This window comes from Ralstonia condita, assembly GCF_958405655.1.
GTDB lineage: Bacteria > Pseudomonadota > Gammaproteobacteria > Burkholderiales > Burkholderiaceae > Ralstonia > Ralstonia condita.
The window spans coordinates 80,278-97,138 of the sequence record NZ_CATYWO010000009.1 but is presented as its reverse complement, the minus strand read 5'-3'; the positions used below and the strand labels follow the sequence as shown (position 1 = coordinate 97,138).

The 16,861-nt window shown below is 63.2% G+C and carries 15 protein-coding genes and 3 tRNA genes; 2 read left to right on the top strand and 16 right to left on the bottom strand.

Annotated features, from left to right (window positions below; genetic code table 11):
- Positions 1–207: 207 nt before the first annotated feature.
- The 8 genes from R2N03_RS19880 to uvrC all read right to left on the bottom strand — a co-directional run bounded on the left by R2N03_RS19880 (position 208) and on the right by uvrC (position 8,630).
- Complete coding sequence (locus R2N03_RS19880; protein ID WP_316659598.1) at positions 208–2,568, bottom strand: CHASE2 domain-containing protein; 2,361 nt, start codon at positions 2,566–2,568, stop codon at positions 208–210.
- Positions 2,537–4,207 (bottom strand): FecR family protein, encoded by a 1,671-nt coding sequence (locus R2N03_RS19875; protein ID WP_316659605.1) that lies wholly within the window; start codon positions 4,205–4,207, stop codon positions 2,537–2,539. The genes R2N03_RS19880 and R2N03_RS19875 overlap by 32 nt, the downstream gene beginning before the upstream one ends.
- A 19-nt stretch (positions 4,208–4,226) precedes the next feature.
- Complete coding sequence (locus R2N03_RS19870; RefSeq protein WP_316659596.1) at positions 4,227–4,940, bottom strand: response regulator transcription factor; 714 nt, start codon at positions 4,938–4,940, stop codon at positions 4,227–4,229.
- Between the two features lie 587 nt (positions 4,941–5,527).
- Positions 5,528–5,601, bottom strand: a tRNA-Cys gene (locus tag R2N03_RS19865).
- Positions 5,602–5,693: 92 nt separating this feature from the next.
- A tRNA-Gly gene (locus R2N03_RS19860) sits at positions 5,694–5,769 on the bottom strand.
- A gap of 53 nt (positions 5,770–5,822) precedes the next feature.
- Positions 5,823–5,898: transfer RNA gene (locus R2N03_RS19855), tRNA-Gly, on the bottom strand.
- A gap of 133 nt (positions 5,899–6,031) precedes the next feature.
- Complete coding sequence (gene pgsA, locus R2N03_RS19850; protein WP_316659594.1) at positions 6,032–6,607, bottom strand: CDP-diacylglycerol--glycerol-3-phosphate 3-phosphatidyltransferase; 576 nt, start codon at positions 6,605–6,607, stop codon at positions 6,032–6,034.
- Positions 6,608–6,674: 67 nt separating this feature from the next.
- The gene (gene uvrC / locus R2N03_RS19845; protein ID WP_316659592.1) at positions 6,675–8,630 is read right to left on the bottom strand and encodes an excinuclease ABC subunit UvrC; all 1,956 of its coding nucleotides are present in this window, start codon (positions 8,628–8,630) and stop codon (positions 6,675–6,677) included.
- A gap of 82 nt (positions 8,631–8,712) precedes the next feature.
- On the opposite strand from uvrC, the gene earP reads away from it, so the two are divergent.
- Complete coding sequence (gene earP / locus R2N03_RS19840; protein WP_316659591.1) at positions 8,713–9,906, top strand: elongation factor P maturation arginine rhamnosyltransferase EarP; 1,194 nt, start codon at positions 8,713–8,715, stop codon at positions 9,904–9,906.
- Positions 9,907–10,028: 122 nt separating this feature from the next.
- Complete coding sequence (gene efp / locus R2N03_RS19835) at positions 10,029–10,598, top strand: elongation factor P (protein ID WP_316659604.1); 570 nt, start codon at positions 10,029–10,031, stop codon at positions 10,596–10,598.
- Between the two features lie 68 nt (positions 10,599–10,666).
- On the opposite strand, the gene nagZ is transcribed toward efp, so the two are convergent.
- The 8 genes from nagZ to lepB form a co-directional block, all read right to left on the bottom strand.
- Positions 10,667–11,719: a beta-N-acetylhexosaminidase gene (gene nagZ, locus R2N03_RS19830; protein WP_316659590.1), complete on the bottom strand. Its 1,053-nt coding sequence runs from the start codon at positions 11,717–11,719 to the stop codon at positions 10,667–10,669.
- Positions 11,716–12,159, bottom strand: coding sequence for a holo-ACP synthase (gene acpS, locus R2N03_RS19825; protein WP_316659589.1), 444 nt, complete (start codon positions 12,157–12,159; stop codon positions 11,716–11,718). Before acpS ends, nagZ begins: the two co-directional genes overlap by 4 nt.
- Positions 12,156–12,947: a pyridoxine 5'-phosphate synthase gene (gene pdxJ, locus R2N03_RS19820; RefSeq protein ID WP_316659588.1), complete on the bottom strand. Its 792-nt coding sequence runs from the start codon at positions 12,945–12,947 to the stop codon at positions 12,156–12,158. Before pdxJ ends, acpS begins: the two co-directional genes overlap by 4 nt.
- Positions 12,944–13,765, bottom strand: coding sequence for a DNA repair protein RecO (gene recO / locus R2N03_RS19815; protein WP_316659587.1), 822 nt, complete (start codon positions 13,763–13,765; stop codon positions 12,944–12,946). Before recO ends, pdxJ begins: the two co-directional genes overlap by 4 nt.
- Before the next feature lie 28 nt (positions 13,766–13,793).
- Positions 13,794–14,732 (bottom strand): GTPase Era, encoded by a 939-nt coding sequence (gene era, locus R2N03_RS19810; RefSeq protein ID WP_316659586.1) that lies wholly within the window; start codon positions 14,730–14,732, stop codon positions 13,794–13,796.
- A gap of 8 nt (positions 14,733–14,740) precedes the next feature.
- On the bottom strand, positions 14,741–15,511 hold the full coding sequence (gene rnc / locus R2N03_RS19805) for a ribonuclease III (RefSeq protein ID WP_316659585.1): 771 nt from the start codon (positions 15,509–15,511) through the stop codon (positions 14,741–14,743).
- A gap of 1 nt (position 15,512) precedes the next feature.
- The gene (locus tag R2N03_RS19800) at positions 15,513–15,881 is read right to left on the bottom strand and encodes a DUF4845 domain-containing protein (protein WP_316659583.1); all 369 of its coding nucleotides are present in this window, start codon (positions 15,879–15,881) and stop codon (positions 15,513–15,515) included.
- 62 nt (positions 15,882–15,943) lie between these two features.
- Positions 15,944–16,837 carry a signal peptidase I gene (gene lepB / locus R2N03_RS19795; RefSeq protein ID WP_316659582.1) on the bottom strand — a complete coding sequence of 298 codons (894 nt, stop codon included), beginning with the start codon at positions 16,835–16,837 and terminating at the stop codon, positions 15,944–15,946.
- Positions 16,838–16,861 lie beyond the last annotated feature (24 nt).

The window sequence follows — 16,861 nt, the reverse complement described above, 5'->3', positions numbered from 1 at the left end:
ATAGTGTCCACGTGTCCACCTAGAACTAGATGGACACGATGCTCCTTGCTACGCGGGTCCCCTTCAAGACGGGTTCACCGGGTGCTTACCGTATGTCGCGCCAGTCGGCCAATGCACTGTAGGGCCATCACGGCCCGCGATTGCAAATGATTGAAAAGGAAGCGCTGCGCAAGCCACGCGGCGCCGCACGCATCGGCGGCCCGGCGCTCAAGCGTCGTCGTGATGCCGCCCGCGAGGCATCCAGACAGTGAATGTGGACCCCAGACCGGGCGCGCTCTGCACTGCAATGCGTCCGCCGTGCCGGTCGACCACCGTCTTCACGAAGACAAGCCCAAGCCCGCTTCCCGCCGGTGCATTGGCCTCGCCCTCGTGCAGGCGGTGGAACGGCTGGAAGAGCCGTGGCTGATCTGCCAACGCAATGCCGGGGCCCTGGTCGGCTACCGCCACCGTAAACATCGCGTCGTCGACTCCCACCGACACACTGACCAGCGCCCCCGAGGCGCTGAACTTGATGGCGTTGTTGAGCAGATTCACCAGTGCGCGCACGAGCAAGTGAGGATCTCCTTGCACATGCGCCTCGATGTCGGCCACGATGCGCACCTCCACCTGGTGGCGTTTGGCTAGCGCCCACACTTCATCCGCGGCGTCTAGAACCAGCCCCACCAAGTCGACATCCTGAAGCTTGAGCGCTTGCGATTCCGCTCGTGCCAGGTCGATGAAGGCATCCGCCAGCTCCAGTGTGCGCGACGACAGCTGTTCGATTCGCGAGAGCAGTGCCTCACGGTCCAGCGTGCGCGAGGCGTCCCGCTGCAATTGGATAAGCGCCAGAATCGCACTCTGGGGCGAGCGCATGTCGTGGGAGATGAAGCGCAGCGCCTGCTCGCGGTGCCGCTCTGCCTGGCGCACCGCCGTGATGTCGGCAAAACTGACGATGATGTCGACGGGGCGACCCGCGTTGTCGCGCAAGGCGGCGGCATGCATGAGCATCGAGCGGCCGTCGCGCGCATGCAGCTCGACCGGTTCCAACCCGGCGTCAGGTTCCGCCTGCCAACGTGCCCAGTAGCGTTCACCCGCGGCAGGGTCGGCAAAGGCGCGCGCCAGCAGCGTTGGCAAGTCACGCAAGGCGGCGGCGCGATTCTGACCAGGCGTGTTCTGCTGACCCACCAGCTCCGCGCTGCGTCCGTTCGCCAGCCGGATGGCGCCATCCAGCGTGCAGATGACGGTGGCATCGGGCAGGCTCTCCAGCGCATCGGCCAGGAAACGACGCAGGCCGCGTAGCCTGTCGGTGAGCGATGCGACGGCATTCATGTGTGCGCCGAGCGTCGGGCCAGTACTGGCCAGCGGTGCTGTGTCCGCCAGCACACCGGGTTCACGCGCAAGGCGCTGCATCTCATCGCGCAGAAAGCGCAGCGCGGTTTCCTGCTGGCGCCAGCTCCAGAGCGGGTACAGGACCAGCGGCCCTACCAGTGCGGCGAAAGGTGGCAGCCAGCGGTGGCTCAGCACCAAAGCCCCGATTGCTCCGAGCAGCACCAACGCCGCGCCCGCCAGCGCCACAGCGAGCGCCATGCGCGGCGTGAGCCAACGCACCGCGTACGCCGTCAGCAGCAATGGCAGCAGCGTCATTGCCCAGAACCACGCTGATGACAACGGCAGGATGGCCGTCCCGTCGAGCACCGTCTGCGTGGCATTGGCCAGCACTTCCACACCGCTCATCGTGCGCGAAGTGGGCGTCGCGAAAATATCCGACACACCCGACGCGGTCGCCCCGATCAGCACCAGCTTGCCGGCAAACGCGTCGGGCGCCACGCGGCCAGTGAGCACATCCACGGCCGGCACATGCCTGAACGTCCCTGCCGGCCCCGCGAAGTCCAGGCGGACAAATCCCCTGCGCATCCAGCCCTCGGTGTCGGCTTGCGCATCGCCATCGCTTGCCAATGAACGAGGCGGCCGTGCTGCCTGACGCGCCAGTTGCACGGCCAGATGATCGAGCATGTGGCCAGGTGGCCCTTCCTCCAGATAGACGCCTCGTACGACGCTATCGGCGTCGGATGCGGCATTGATGTGCGCAACGGCAGCTTCGATACCAAGAAACGGGTAGTGATAGACGCGCCCTTGCCCCGTGCGCTCCGGCAGAGCGGGCAACACGACGTGTCCTGCTCGCGCAATGGCTGCCGCCAACGCACGATCGCTGTCCGGGTGCGCGAGATCGGGTTCGATGAACAGAATGTCGACGCCAATGCCACGAGGCCGCGCTTGCCCCACCCGCCCAATCAGGTCAGCCAGGCGGCTACGAGGCCAAGGCCACCGGCCCACTGCGTCGAGGCTCTGATCGTCAATCGCAACGATGACGATGTCGTCGCGCGGGGCATGTCCGTTCAGCGTCACGACGGTGTCGTACACCATCGCATCCAGCCGCGCCACCACGTCCCAGCGCACTGCGCCGATGGTGAGCAGCGTAGCCAGCGCCACCAACACACCCCACTCCACCAGCGAGCGGAGCGCGGCATGCCGGGCGGCCGGCGTGGCCAGCGCCGGGTCAGCGCAGGCGTGGTCCTTGGGACCCATCATCAAGCAACAGGTTGCCGCCGCCGCTCTGCACAGGGCTGCGCGCTGAATCGCCGACGAAGGCGCCAATATCAATACGCTGCGGTCCGGAATAGACGACGTCCGCCGCGTCGCCCAGATCCACGCCGGTACGGATGTAATACCTGCCGGCCGGCGGCTGCGGAATGGCGGCTTCGCTGCGATTGCTGACGATGTCGACGAGGGGCTTTGCGAAGCTGGGTTCGCTGGCCAGTTGCAGCCGAGTACGCGCGCCGGCGGCCGTCAATTCGGGCGCCAGTTCGGGCCAGTGGGTGTGCAGCATGCCGTCGTTGCCGCCATCGGCGGTAGCTGGCGGCGCTGCGTCGGCCGGTATGTCGAGCGTGCGAAAGCGCAGTGCGTCGCTCCACGGGCCGGTCTTGCCGCCATCCGCCACCGAGCGCACGCGCCACCACCAGGTGCCGGCGCCCAACGTCTTGGTCATGCGCACCGCCTCCCCGTGCTGCTGGATGACCGGTGACGCGAAACTCTGCGCGCCGGCGACCTGCACGTCATAGCTGCGTGCATCGGACACAGCACCCCACGCAAACGCCACCCCGCCGCTGCGGTAAGTCTTGCCGCTGGCAGGCTGGATCGGATACGGCGGCTCGGGGTGCAAGCGCACGGTAAAGGGCCGCGTGGCCGAGACGCTGGTCAAGCCGAGTGCGTCGACACTCTGCACCACCAGGGTGTAATCGCCGTCCTCATTGCCACACAGCGTCGCGCCGGGAGTCGCGCCCAGTTGGTAGGCGCTCAGTTCGGTCAATGCGGCATCGCGCGCGACTGCCGCGCGGTATGAAACGGCACCTTTGACCGGTTGCCAGGTCGCCCGGAAGCACGGCGTCTGCACAAGCTCGGGAACGGCGTCGAGCCTGGGTGCACGCGGCAGCGCCACACGCCTGATGCGCCCGCCTGACACCTGCACGCCGAAACCGGCCTCGACAGACTGCGTCTGCCCCCCTCCCCTTGCGGCAACGCTCCCCTCCAGCACCGAACTCGTCGATGCACCCGCGCTCGCCTGCACGCGGAATCGCGTGCCGCGCACGCCGGTCACGAGCGCGGGGGTGGAAATCTCGTAGCGGCCCACACCGCGCTTTCGCGGCGACACATCCGATTCAGCCTCGCCCTGCTTGACGTGCAGCCGCACATCGATCAGCCCCGCTCGCGCAAAAGCACGCACACGCGTGAGCGCGACACGGCTACCGGGAGGCACACTCACGCGCGTGCCATCGTCAAATGCAAGCGTCACGACGCCTTTGTCGCCCGTGTCGATCTGTGCGTCTTCTGCGAGCGTCATGCCAACCTGCAGCGGCTTGCCGTCCGCTGTGGTGGCATCGCGCGCAAACACGACACGCACCGCCGCGGGCACCACGGGAATCCGGTTGAAAGGAATGCGCAGCACGGATCCAGGCTGCAGGCGATAAGGGTTCGCAACGCGGTTGCGCTGCCGCAGCAGGCGCCAGCCCTCCGCGCTGTCCATGTAGCGGCCAGCGAGGCTGATCAGCGTGTCACCCGGCTGGACGTGGTAGAGAAAATCTGTCCCGTCGGCGCCGGAAGGCTGCGCTGTCGCGAACTGTGCGGCACCGCCAAAAAGAACGAACGCGCCGAACCACGCGGCGCGCCGCATCCGATCACCCGTTGTTGCGTCAGCTTGCTTCACCGTCTTCCTGGGTGGTTTCCAGCCGATAGCCATGCGAATACACCGAAACCAGCCGCACGCCGTTCTTCTGGTTGAGATCCAATTTCAGCCGAAGCTTGGAGATATGCGTGGCCAGCGTGCGTGAATCCGGGCCGATGCTGCGGCCCCAGACGGCGTGCTCGATCAACTCACGCGGCACGAGCTTGCCGACATTGCGAAAGAGATACAGCGCCAGATCAAACTCGCGCGGCGACAGTTCGACCTGCAGACCGTGCAGCGCCAGAGCGCGTCCCACCGGATCGACCGCGTAGGGGCCGACGCAGATGCGCTCCAGCGACTCGTTCGTGCGCGGCGCTGCGCGGCGCAAGAGCGCGCCCACGCGCGCCACCAGTTCGGCGCGGCGCACCGGCTTGATGACGTAATCGTCGGCGCCGGCAGCCAGCCCTTGCACCACATCGTCTTCCAGCGAGCGATTGGTCAGAAACAGCACGGGCAGTGCCGGTCCGACGGTCTGCCGCACCCAGCTCACCAGCTGGATACCGCTGATATCGGGCAACTGCCAGTCAAGCAACAGCAGGTCGAACGTCCGATCCCGCAATGCCTTCACAAAGGCGTCCCCGTTACTGAAACACTCGCATTCGTATCCGGACGCTGTCAGGATCTCGCGAATCAACTCCGACTGCGCCTGATTGTCTTCCACTGAGGCAATTCGTATCGCCATCTGGACTGCCCTTTCGCCGTTTCGGGTCGGGCCGCATGGTCAATACTGGCCACCGCTCCCGGGGGACGCCGGCGCGCTCCCTTTATCGTTGTCATCAAATCCTAGGCCGGCGCATCTTCATCCGATCACCCGCCGCCTCCGGTACGGCACCGACGCCCGCACACGACCGAATCCACGGCTTGCGACCGACTTGAGCCCAAGTCATCCTAAAAGGCGAATCCCGCCATACTGCAAACAATTGTGAAAAGCGAAGCGCCCTACTGGGGATTGATGCCGTTCTATCATTTTTTATGATGTCTGAACAAGGCGATTGTGCGCGGGCAGAGGAACAAGATCCATCGCCCATGCCCCCATCCTTTGGTAACTGTGCGCAGACTCTCGCGCAGCCTCACTCTGTAGTCGCGCATTTTCGCAAGAAACACCGCCGCAGACTGATGAACTGACAAGGTTCGCTAAAGTGAGCAATGCGTACACGTGCCGTGCGGCTTACTTGCGTAAGCGGATGATATTGAATTCCGAAATCGACAAGACGGTGGGCCAACGCAGAAAACAAAAAGCCCCGAACAAGTCGGGGCTTTTTTGCATTCTGGAGGCGGAGGCCGGAATCGAACCGGCGTACACGGCTTTGCAGGCCGCTGCATAACCACTTTGCTACCCCGCCAGGGGCTCAACACCGCATTGTAGCAATTCGCGAAGAACCGCGTGTTTGCCGTGCCGATAAAGAAAAAGGGAAGCAAGGCTTCCCTTCGGAATTGGAGCGGGAAACGAGGCTCGAACTCGCGACCTCAACCTTGGCAAGGTTGCGCTCTACCAACTGAGCTATTCCCGCGTAACCGGTTATGCCGCCGCGCCATCACATCAACACGGCCACACATTTAAAACTGGAGCGGGAAACGAGGCTCGAACTCGCGACCTCAACCTTGGCAAGGTTGCGCTCTACCAACTGAGCTATTCCCGCATATTGGCTACCAGCACTGCCGTACACCCTTTGTGCTGCCAGACCGTTGCGTCACATCACTGCAACGCGAGAACGAGATTATGGCAAAAAAGAATCATCCTCGTCAACAGGTTGCGCAAGAGTTTTTGCGGCTTCACTTTGCGCGCTCGCGGATCTGTGGCCAGGCGAGCTTCATGTAGTACGCCATCGACCACAGCGTGAGCACCGCAGCCACGTAGATCAGCCATGTACCCCACGCCTGCGCGTCGATCATGCCGAACAACCGTCCCTCAAACAGAAGCAGTGGGATCGCGATCATCTGGAAGGTCGTCTTCAGCTTGCCAAGAAAATTGACCGCCACGCTCTTGGATGCGCCGATCTGCGCCATCCATTCGCGCAACGCCGAAATCGTGATCTCACGGCCAATGATGACCAACGCAATGACATCCGACACGCGACCCAGCGCCAGCAGTACCAGCAGCGCGGCGGCCACCATCAGCTTGTCGGCCACGGGATCGAGGAAGGCGCCAAAAGCGGAAGTCTGGTTCCAGCGGCGCGCCAGGAAGCCATCGAACCAATCGGTCAGGCTTGCGACGATGAAGAACACTGCAGCCGTGAGATTCTTGGCGGGCAGCGCCATCCAGGCGTCCGGTACGTAGAACACGCCCACCACCAGCGGGATCATGGCCACACGCAGCCAGGTCAGGAGGATCGGGAAGTTGAGAGGCATGGCAAATCGAGAGGGCAACCACCGCGCAAGCACTGGCCAGCGCGCCAAGATGGGGCATTGTCGCCGATCAATGAAGCTGACGGTAGATTTCTTCGGCCAGAGTCTGGGAGATGCCTTCCACCGTGGCGAGTTCATCGACGCTGGCGGCCATCACGCCGCGCAACCCCCCGAAGCGCGCCAGCAGCCGCTGGCGGCGCTTGGCGCCAATGCCCTCGATCTCTTCCAGGCGCGACGTATTGCGCGCCTTGTCACGCTTGGCGCGCATGCCCGTGATGGCAAACCGGTGCGCCTCGTCACGGATCTGCGCGACGAGCATCAGCGCGGCACTACCTTGCCCCAGTTCGAGCGACGGCCGACCGTCGACGAAGACGAGCGTCTCCAAGCCAACCTTCCGGCCTTCGCCCTTGGCCACGCCGACCAGCAATCCGATATCGAGACCCAACTCCTCAAACACCTGGCGCGCCACTTCCACCTGCCCCTTCCCGCCGTCGATCAACACGATGTTTGGCATGCTGGGCGTATCTTCACCAGCCCGCTCGACGATCTTCTGATAGCGCCGCGTGAGGACTTGCCGCATGGCCGCGTAGTCGTCACCGGGCGTGATGTCCTGGATGTTGTAACGGCGATATTCGCCGTTCTGCATGGTGTGGCTGTGGAAGACCACGCATGAGGCCTGCGTCGCCTCGCCTGCGGTGTGGCTGATGTCGAAGCACTCCACGCGCAGGGCAGCGAGGTCTTCCAGATCGATGCCGATGGTCTCGGCCAACGCGCGCGTGCGGGCCTGCTGGCTGCCTTGCTCGGACAGCCGGCGGAGCAGCGATAGCTCGGCACCCTTTTCCGCCATCTCGAGCCAGGCGCGGCGCCCGCCCTGCGGCTGACGCACGACCGAGACACGGCGACCCGCCTGCTCCGCAAGCGCGTCGATGAGGTCGGTAGCGTAGATCGGGTGGCTCACCACCAATATCGGCGGCACGAACTGATCAAGGTAATGCTGCGCGACAAAGGCTGCGAGGATGTCGCTGGCCACGCGTTCCGGATCGCGCGCGGACGCCGATTGCGCGTCGGCCTCGACATCTTCGCCGACGATCGCGGCGCCTTCTTCGACGTGCGTGGGAAAGTACGCCTTGTCGCCGAGGTGCCGGCCGCCGCGCACCATCGCCAGATTCACGCAAGCGTGACCGCCCTTGATGGCCACGGCCAGGATATCGATGTCACTGGCGTTACCGACTTCCTCCACCGACTGCTGCTTGAGCACGGTGGACAGTGCGCCGATCTGGTCCCGGACGATGGCCGCCTGTTCGAACTGCAGTGCTTCGGAATAGCGCTGCATCTTGTCCTGGAGCGTCTGCATGACCTCGTCCTGGCGGCCCAGAAGGAAGCCGGCGGCATTGGCGACATCGCGAGCGTAATCCTCGGGACCGATGGCCTCGACACAGGGCCCGCTGCAGCGATGAATCTGGTGCAGCAGGCAAGGCCGCGTCCGGTTGTTGAAGACGGTGTCCTCGCAGGTGCGCAGCTGAAACACCTTCTGCAGGATCTGCATGCTCTCGCGCACCGCGTGCGCGCTGGGAAACGGACCGAAGTACTGGTGCTTGCGGTCGGTGGCACCCCGGTAATATGCCATCCGCGGATAAGCGTGCTGCGTCAGCTTGAGATAGGGGTACGACTTGTCGTCACGAAAGAGGATGTTGTAGCGCGGCGCCAGCGCCTTGATCAGGTTGTTTTCCAGCAGCAGCGCCTCGGCCTCGCTGCGCACGACGGTGGTGTCGATGCGCGCGATCTTCGAGACCATCATGGCGATGCGCGGCGACAGCAGCGTCTTGTTGAAGTAGCTCGATACGCGCTTCTTCAGGTCGCGTGCCTTGCCGACGTAGAGGACGTTCCCCTGCGCATCAAAATAGCGGTAGACACCGGGCAGGTTGGGCAAGCGGGCAATGTGCGCCTTCGCATCGAATTCGGGCGCGGCTGGTGCGGCGTTCCCGGGCGTCTCGGGGAGATCAGGTGACGTTGGGTTGGACGGCATGGCGTTCGCAGGCTCAGAGGCCATCAGTGTAGAACAAGCGGCCGACTACAATATTGGCCCATTGGTCACTCAGCCCTGCCGCATGCGCACCATCACGTCCTGGGACATTTTCTGCCGCGTCGTCGACAACTATGGCGACATCGGCGTGTGCTGGCGCCTGGCGCGTCAGCTCGTTCAGGAGCATGGCCACACCGTCCGCCTGTGGGTGGACGACCTGCGCTCGTTCGAAAAGCTCTGCCCGACAGTCGACAAGCAAGCCGAGGCACAACGGGTGTCTGGCGTCGACATCCGTCACTGGGGCAACGACGCCCAGGTGGCCGACCTGCTCGCCGCTGATCCGCACCCCGCACCGCATGACGTGGTGGTCGAAGCCTTCGCCTGCGCCGCCCCCGAGCCGATGCTCCTGCAGATGGCTGAACTTGCCAGGCAAAGCGCCGCGCCGGTCTGGATCAACCTGGAATATCTGAGCGCAGAGCACTGGGTATCCGAGTACCACGCAATGCAATCGCCACATCCTCGGTTGCCGCTGGTCAAGTACTTTTTCTTCCCCGGCTTTGCCCGCAACACCGGCGGCGTATTGCGCGAGTCGCACCTGGGCGCGCAGCGCGCAACGTTCGAAGCGAGCCCAGCCGCCCGCCAGGCGTTATGGCACCGCCTTGGCGTGGACGATCTGATGCGGGAATCCCCGGACGCCCTGCGCGTCAGCCTGTTTGCGTATGCCAACCCTGCGCTGCCCACGCTGGTCTCTCAATGGGAAAGCGCCGCGCAACCGGTGATTTGCCTGGTGCCAGAAGGCTTGGCTGCCACGCAGATCGCTGAACTTCTGGGCAATGCCGGTGCTGCCAGGGCGGGGGCCCGCTGGACGCGAAACCAGCTCACCGTGGCCGTGGTGCCTTTCGTGCCGCAAGAGCAGTACGATGCCCTTCTCTGGGCGTGCGACATCAACTTCGTGCGCGGCGAGGATTCCTTCGTGCGCGGCCAGTGGGCATTACGCCCCTTTGTGTGGCACATCTACCCGCAAAGCGACGACGTCCACCTCACCAAACTGGACGCCTTCCTGGCACGCTATACCGCTGGCCTGGCCCAAGCGGATGCCGATGCCATCACCACGTTCTGGCACGCATGGAATGGGAAGCCGGCGTCGCTCGACTGGGCGGCACTGGTGGCTGCTTCGCCTGCCCTGCGCACGCGCGCGGCGACGTGGGAGCAGGGCTTGTTGCATCTCGGAGATCTCGCCGCGAATCTGGTGGCGTTCTGCGAAAAACAGGTAAAATAGCGGGCTGATCTATATGCGGCCCCGGCTTTGACCTGGTTCGCGCGACCCGAGGGACTCGCGCGGTTGCTTCGTTGCTTGGCGCGCATCGAACCCTCTTATCTTTCAGGAATTTAGAAATGGCCTTGAAAATCGCGCAAGAACTCCGCGCTGGCAACGTGTTCATGATCGGCAACGACGCGATGGTCGTGCTCAAGACCGAGTACAGCCGCTCCGGCCGTTCGGGCGCCGTCGTCAAGATGAAGTACAAGAACCTGCTGACCGAAGCAGGCGGTGAATCGGTATTCAATGCCGACGACAAGATGGAACAGGTCATCCTCGAGAAGAAGGAAGCCGAGTATTCCTACTTCGACGGCACGATGTACGTCTTCATGGATCCGGTCACGTACGAGCAGTACAACGTTGAAGCCGAAAGCATGGGCAACGCGCTGAACTACCTGCAAGACGGCATGAAGGTTGAAGTGACCTTCTACAACGAGAAAGCCATCTCGGTCGAACTGCCGACCACGGTCGTCCGCGAAATCATCTACACGGAACCGGCCGTCAAGGGCGACACGTCCTCGGGCAAGGTTCTGAAGGCTGCCCAGATCAACGAAAACAAGGATTTCGTGATCCAGGTGCCGTTGTTCTGCAACACCGGCGACAAGATCGAAATCGATACGCGTACGGACGAATACCGCAGCCGCGCCAAGTAAGACCAGCGCAGCACCAATCAGAAAGGCTCCCTCGGGAGCCTTTTTGTTTTCGGGTGTCTCGCTTGCGATTACGCAATCAGCGCGGCCTCGCGCAGTGTACGCAGCGCTTGCCGATAAGCAGATTGCTGTTGCAGCTTCGTCCAGCCCTTCACCGCCTTGCCGCCAAACAGCCGGCGCACACGCCGCAACGACGCCTTGCCCATCGTTGCATCCAGCTCGTTGAGCAGCTGGTCTGCCTTCTCAGGCGCATTGCAGATCAACACCATGTCGCAACCGGCCGTGAGCGCCGCGCGAGCACCATCGACCACGGAGCCTGCAACGCTCGCCCCTTCCATGCTGAGGTCGTCGCTAAAAATCACGCCATCAAAATTGAAATGCGCACGCAGCATGTCCTGCAGCCAGAAGCGCGAAAAACCGGCCGGGTTCGGGTCGACCTTCGCGTAAATGACATGTGCCGGCATGACCGACTGCAGACCGATGCCCATCCAGCCATAAGGCTGCGCGTCGTCGGCGAGGATGGCCTCCAGCGGGCGATCGTCGACCGGCACTGCGATGTGGGAATCAGCCTGAACGTAACCATGCCCAGGGAAGTGCTTGCCGCAGTTCGCCATGCCAGCCAGGCGCAGTCCGAGCGTCAGGTGGTTGGCGAGCATCGTCACCACGCGTGGGTCACGGTGGAACGCACGATCGCCGATCACGCTGCTCGTGCCGTAGTCGAGGTCGAGCACCGGCGTGAAGCTGAGGTCGATGTCGCATGCGCGTAGTTCCGCGGCCAGTACGTACCCGCATGCAGTGGCGGCGCGCGTCGCGGCCAGCACGTCGCGATCCCACAGCTTGCCCAGAGCGCCCATTGCAGGCAGATGGGTGAAACCGTCAGCCTTTGCGCGCTGGACACGGCCACCCTCGTGATCGATGCAAATGAGCACATCGTCGCGCACGGCGCGGATGGCACGCGTCAGCGCCGTCAATTGCGCGCGCGACTCGAAATTGCGCGCGAACAGGATGACGCCGCCCGTCAGCGGGTGAGCGATGCGACGAACATCGTCCGGACCGAGTTCAAGTCCGGCCACATCGAGGACGATCGGGCCGGGGCGTTTTTGCTGCTTGGCGGTGGAATTCATGCGGAGGGTTTCGTTTGCAACTCGGCGACGGCGAAGGCGACTGCGTAGTCGCGCTCGTCCGTCACGCTGATCTGGATGTGGAGGCCGTGCTGCGCAATCCAGTCGGCCAGTTCACCGCTGTAGCGCACCACGGGTTGCCCTGATGGCAGGTTGAGTGTCTGCACCGCGCGCCATGTCATCGGCCAATGCATCCCCAAACTAATGGCTTTCGACACAGCTTCCTTGGCAGCAAAGCGCGTCGCCAGAAAAGCCAGACCGCGCCGCTCAGAGCGCGCCTTGCGGGCAAGGTAGACGCGCAGCTCATCCGGCCCAAGCACCTTCTCGGCGAAGCGGCCATTGGTCCGCTGCATCACGCCTTCGACGCGTTCGATCTGGATGATGTCGGTGCCGATGCCATAGATGGCGCCGGCCCGGGGTGCAGCGGCTTCCGGCTGACTCATGCGGGCACGCCCGGATGCGCGGCCGCCGGGGTCGTCGATGACAAGCGCGCCGCGACCATGATTGCCTTCATCTCACGCACCGCGTTCTGCCAGCCGGCAAAGACGGCGTGGGCCACGATGGCATGGCCAATGTTCAGCTCATGAATGCCCGCGAGGGCAGCAATCGGCTGCACGTTCGTATAGTGCAGGCCATGTCCAGCGTTCACGCGAAGGCCCCAGCGGATACCCTCTTCCACGGCGGTTTCAATGCGCACCAGTTCCGACTTCACTTCGGCATCGTCGGTGGCATCGGCGTAGCGGCCGGTGTGCAGTTCGATCACGGGTGCGCCGGCGGCGGCGGCGGCTTCGATCTGTGCGGCATCCGGATCAATGAACAACGACACGCGAATCCCGGCATCCGCAAGCTGCTTGCAGGCGGCTTGTACCTTGGCGAAACCACCGACCACGTCCAGGCCGCCTTCGGTCGTCACTTCCTGGCGGCGCTCGGGCACGAGGCAAACGTCCTGCGGGCCGATGTCGCAGGCGATGTCCAGCATCTCCTGCGTGACGGCGCACTCCAAGTTCATGCGCGTGCGCAGTTGTGGGCGCAATGCGCGCACATCGGCGTCCTTGATATGGCGGCGGTCTTCCCGCAAATGCAGCGTAATGAGATCAGCCCCCGCCTCTTCGGCCAGGAGTGCCGCGGCAATCGGGTCCGGATAGGAAGTGCCGCGCGCATTGCGCAGCGTGGCGACGTGGTCGATGTTGACGCCCAGGTCGATGACTCCCGGCGAGGCATGAAAGATCATAGTTTCTGCAAGTCGATCAGGATCTGGCGCGTCGAAAGCGGCGTGCCATGCAAATGATAATGCAGCAGGAAACGCATCAGGCTGCGGCTCTGCTGCGCGGTGGTCGGGCGCGAAGCGTAATCATCGCACTCCATGTCGATCAATGTCTGGCCACGCAACACCGGCCACGAGGATGGGTCGCTCGGCAAGGCGCGTCGCACTCCGCGCTCGGGGTGATAGACATACTCCCCCTCCGGCATCACGGGCTCGCCGTCGATGCAGCGATCGAGTTGAACCGCGAAGCCCGTTTCGCGCAAGAGCACGCGCTCGAATGCCCGCAGCGTAAAGGCCGCCGGCTCACCGTGGGCAAGCTTGTTCAGCGTTTCGACGTAATGCGCGAACAGGACCGGGTGCCCATCCTCGCGGGCGACGAACTTGACAAGCAGCTCGTTCAGGTAGAAGCCGGAAAGCAGCCCCTCACCGCCCAGCGGGACCATGCCGCCGACCCATTCAGCGCGTGTCAGCGTCCGCACGTCACCTCGCCCGCTCCACGACAACGACAGCGGCTGGAAGGTCTGCAGCACCCCTCGCAGAGCCGAATGGGGCCGCTTGGCGCCCTTCGCGACCAGCGCCATCCGGCCGTAGTCCGGTGTAAAAACGTCAACGATCAGGCTCGTTTCGCGGTACGGATAGCTGTGCAGCACGAAAGCCGGTTGCGCGGCGACACGCGTCTCGGAACGAGCGGCCGGAAAGCTCTTGCGCGGCGCGGCCCCGGCAACGCTCTCCTCGGCCAGCCATTCCGCGGCCTCGTCCGGAATCGGATCGGATCGTCCCGCCATCGAACGTGTGTCGTCTTGCCGAGCCAGGTTACTCGTAGCCGTAGGCGCGCAGGCCGGCTTCGTTGTCGGCCCAGCCGCTCTTGACCTTGATCCAGACTTCCAGATAGACCTTGCCGTCGAACAGCTTTTCCATGTCCATGCGGGCTTCGGTGGAGATCTGCTTCAGCTTGGCGCCCTTGGCGCCGATGATCATCGCCTTGTGCGCGTCGCGGTCAACCAGGATGGTGACGAATACGCGTCGCAGGCGACCCTCGGTCTCAAACTTGTCGACCACGACGGTGCTCGAATAGGGCAATTCGTCGCCGGTCCAGCGGAAAACCTTTTCGCGGACGATCTCTGCGGCCAGGAAGCGTTCGCTGCGGTCGGTGAGCGCTTCCGGGTCATACATCGGCTCACCTTCCGGCAAGTACGGACGCACGATGCCAAGCAGGCGCACGATGTCGTCACGATTCTTGGCCGACATGGGCACGATTTCCTTGAACGGAAACACCTGTGCCATTTCCTGCAGGAACACAGCCACCATTTCGGCACGCGTATAGGCATCGAGCCGGTCGACCTTGTTGACGATCAGGATCACGGGCGTCTCGCGCGGCAACAGCGACAGCACCTTCTCGTCGTCCGGACCGTAGCGGCCAGCCTCGACCACGAACAGCACGGCGTCGACCGATGTCAGCGTGGAGGTCACCGCCCGATTCAGCGAACGGTTCAGCGCCGTGGCATGGCGCGTCTGAAAGCCCGGCGTATCGACAAAAACGAACTGCGCATCCTCGGTCGTCTGGATGCCGGTGATGCGGTGGCGCGTGGTCTGGGCCTTGCGCGACGTGATACTGACTTTCTGGCCAACCAGGGCGTTCATCAGCGTGGATTTGCCGACGTTCGGCCGCCCGACAATGGCGACCATGCCGCAGCGGAACCCTTCCGGCCCACCCGGGGTGGGTTGCGGAGGCTGCAATGGGGTGTCGCTCATTTACCTGATTATTCCTTCAACCTAAGAGACAACTGTGGGTCAGGCGGCGTCGCCTGCTTGCGCGTCTTGCCGGTGCGCTCCGCGCGACTGCGCTTGACGAGTTGCGGCACCAGGCGATGCGCTTCGTCCAACGCAAGCTTGGCTGCCGATTGTTCGGCCGCGCGCCGCGACGCGCCATTACCGGAGACTCGAACTTCCAGCTTGGGGATCGCGCACTCGACCTCGAATTGCTGATTATGCGCCGCGCCATGGGTTGCCACCACCGTATAGAGTGGCAGCGCGATCTTGTGCCCCTGGAGATACTCCTGCAGCAGCGTTTTGGCATCCTTGCCCAACGTCCGCGGGTCGACCTGCTCCAGGATCGGGATGTACAGCTTGCGGATCAGCGTGCGGGCAGCGTCGAAGCCGCCGTCAAGGAAAACCGCGCCGAAGATCGCTTCCAGTGCATCAGCCAGGATAGACGGCCGACGGAAGCCGCCGCTCTTCAATTCGCCCTCGCCCAGGCGCAACGCATCGGGCAACAGCAGCATTTGCGCGATCTCGTAAAGGGCTTGCTGCTTGACCAGATTCGCACGCACGCGAGAGAGGTCGCCTTCATCGAGCTTGCCGAACATGCCGTAGAGCATGTCGGCGACCGCGCAATTCAGAATCGAATCGCCAAGAAATTCCAGGCGCTCGTTGTGCATCGCGCTGTGACTGCGATGGGTGAGCGCCTGCTGCAGCAACTCCGGTTTGCTGAAGCGGTAGCCAAGACGTTGCTGCAATGCATCCAGACTCATGTCAATGCAGGGTCCCCGAATAGGTGATCACCATGCTGATCGGGCCATACAGCGGAATCTCGCGCTTGTATGAAAAATGCACCGCCTGGATGGAACCGCCGGCATCAAGCACCTCCAGGTCGTCACCCTTCAGCGACGTGATGTCGTCAATGGCGGCTTGCTTGTCGAAGGCGCCCACGACATCTTGCCGGCTCGTGCCGCGATCGCGTGCCTGCTTCACGGCCCGCGTGATCGCCTGGTATTCCATCAGGCTCGGAATGGCTCGGATGGCGGGCAACACAGCCGTGATCAGCACGATGATGCCGATCAGAATGCCAAACATGGTAATCCCATGCGACGGGCGTTTCAGACCGGTCTGACGATTCCGCATTGCATTTCCCCCGTTTTGCAATTGGCGAACGCTAATAAGATGTCTTTGTGTCACTTAGCGGATCAATGGAAGCCGCCGATCCGCTTCAGGTCGCCCAGGTTCATCCAGATGAAGAACGCCTTCCCGACGATGTTCTTGTCCGGCACGAAGCCCCAATAACGTGAGTCCGCGCTGTTGTCACGATTATCGCCCATCATGAAATAGTGATCCGGAGGTACCTTGCAGGTGAAGCCAGACTGATTGTAAGTGCAGTTCTCGCGGAACGGAAAATCGTCCGGGCCGGACACATACGCCGGGCGGTCAGCGTCATTCAAGATATTGTGCGTGACGTTCCCGAGGGTTTCCTGATATTGCTTGGAATACGTCAGGCGCTCCCCATCCAGATAATCGGATTGTGGCGCGTAGGTCGCGGGCTGACCGTTGATGGTCAGTCGCTTATTCTCATACTTCACAACATCACCCGGCACGCCGATCACGCGCTTGATGTAGTCCATCGACTCATCTTTCGGGTAGCGGAAGACCATCACGTCGCCGCGCTTCGGCTGATTCAGCTCGACGATTTTCTGATTCACGATCGGCAGGCGGATGCCGTACGTGAATTTGTTGACGAGGATGAAATCGCCGATCTGCAGTGTCGGGATCATCGAGCCTGACGGAATCTTGAACGGTTCGATCACGAAGGACCGCAGCAGAAACACTGCCGCGATCACCGGAAAGAAGCTCGCCGTGTATTCGAGCCACCATGGCTGGCGCAGCTTCTCTTCAGCCAGCTGCAGACGCGCGGCACCGATATCGGCACCACCTGCGTACTGTGCCTGCGCCTGGGCGCGCGCATCGAATTCGGCTAGTGCAGCCGCGGCTGCCGTCTGGCGCTGACGTTGAAACACGAGCTTGTCGGCAACCCAGGCGATGCCGGTGATGACGACGAGAACAAACAGAATCAGGGCGAAGTTCATGAATGAGAGAGGCGCCGTTGCGCG

What these genes read in the sequence shown, in the direction of transcription:
- R2N03_RS19880 (WP_316659598.1), bottom strand. Translation starts at nt 2,568, where the DNA reads ATGATGGGTCCCAAGGACCACGCCTGCGCTGACCCGGCGCTGGCCACG.
- R2N03_RS19875 (WP_316659605.1), bottom strand. Translation starts at nt 4,207, where the DNA reads ATGCGGCGCGCCGCGTGGTTCGGCGCGTTCGTTCTTTTTGGCGGTGCC.
- R2N03_RS19870 (WP_316659596.1), bottom strand. Translation starts at nt 4,940, where the DNA reads ATGGCGATACGAATTGCCTCAGTGGAAGACAATCAGGCGCAGTCGGAG.
- pgsA (WP_316659594.1), bottom strand. Translation starts at nt 6,607, where the DNA reads ATGCCTCTCAACTTCCCGATCCTCCTGACCTGGCTGCGTGTGGCCATG.
- uvrC (WP_316659592.1), bottom strand. Translation starts at nt 8,630, where the DNA reads ATGCCGTCCAACCCAACGTCACCTGATCTCCCCGAGACGCCCGGGAAC.
- earP (WP_316659591.1), top strand. Translation starts at nt 8,713, where the DNA reads ATGCGCACCATCACGTCCTGGGACATTTTCTGCCGCGTCGTCGACAAC.
- nagZ (WP_316659590.1), bottom strand. Translation starts at nt 11,719, where the DNA reads ATGAATTCCACCGCCAAGCAGCAAAAACGCCCCGGCCCGATCGTCCTC.
- acpS (WP_316659589.1), bottom strand. Translation starts at nt 12,159, where the DNA reads ATGAGTCAGCCGGAAGCCGCTGCACCCCGGGCCGGCGCCATCTATGGC.
- pdxJ (WP_316659588.1), bottom strand. Translation starts at nt 12,947, where the DNA reads ATGATCTTTCATGCCTCGCCGGGAGTCATCGACCTGGGCGTCAACATC.
- recO (WP_316659587.1), bottom strand. Translation starts at nt 13,765, where the DNA reads ATGGCGGGACGATCCGATCCGATTCCGGACGAGGCCGCGGAATGGCTG.
- era (WP_316659586.1), bottom strand. Translation starts at nt 14,732, where the DNA reads ATGAGCGACACCCCATTGCAGCCTCCGCAACCCACCCCGGGTGGGCCG.
- rnc (WP_316659585.1), bottom strand. Translation starts at nt 15,511, where the DNA reads ATGAGTCTGGATGCATTGCAGCAACGTCTTGGCTACCGCTTCAGCAAA.
- R2N03_RS19800 (WP_316659583.1), bottom strand. Translation starts at nt 15,881, where the DNA reads ATGCGGAATCGTCAGACCGGTCTGAAACGCCCGTCGCATGGGATTACC.
- lepB (WP_316659582.1), bottom strand. Translation starts at nt 16,837, where the DNA reads ATGAACTTCGCCCTGATTCTGTTTGTTCTCGTCGTCATCACCGGCATC.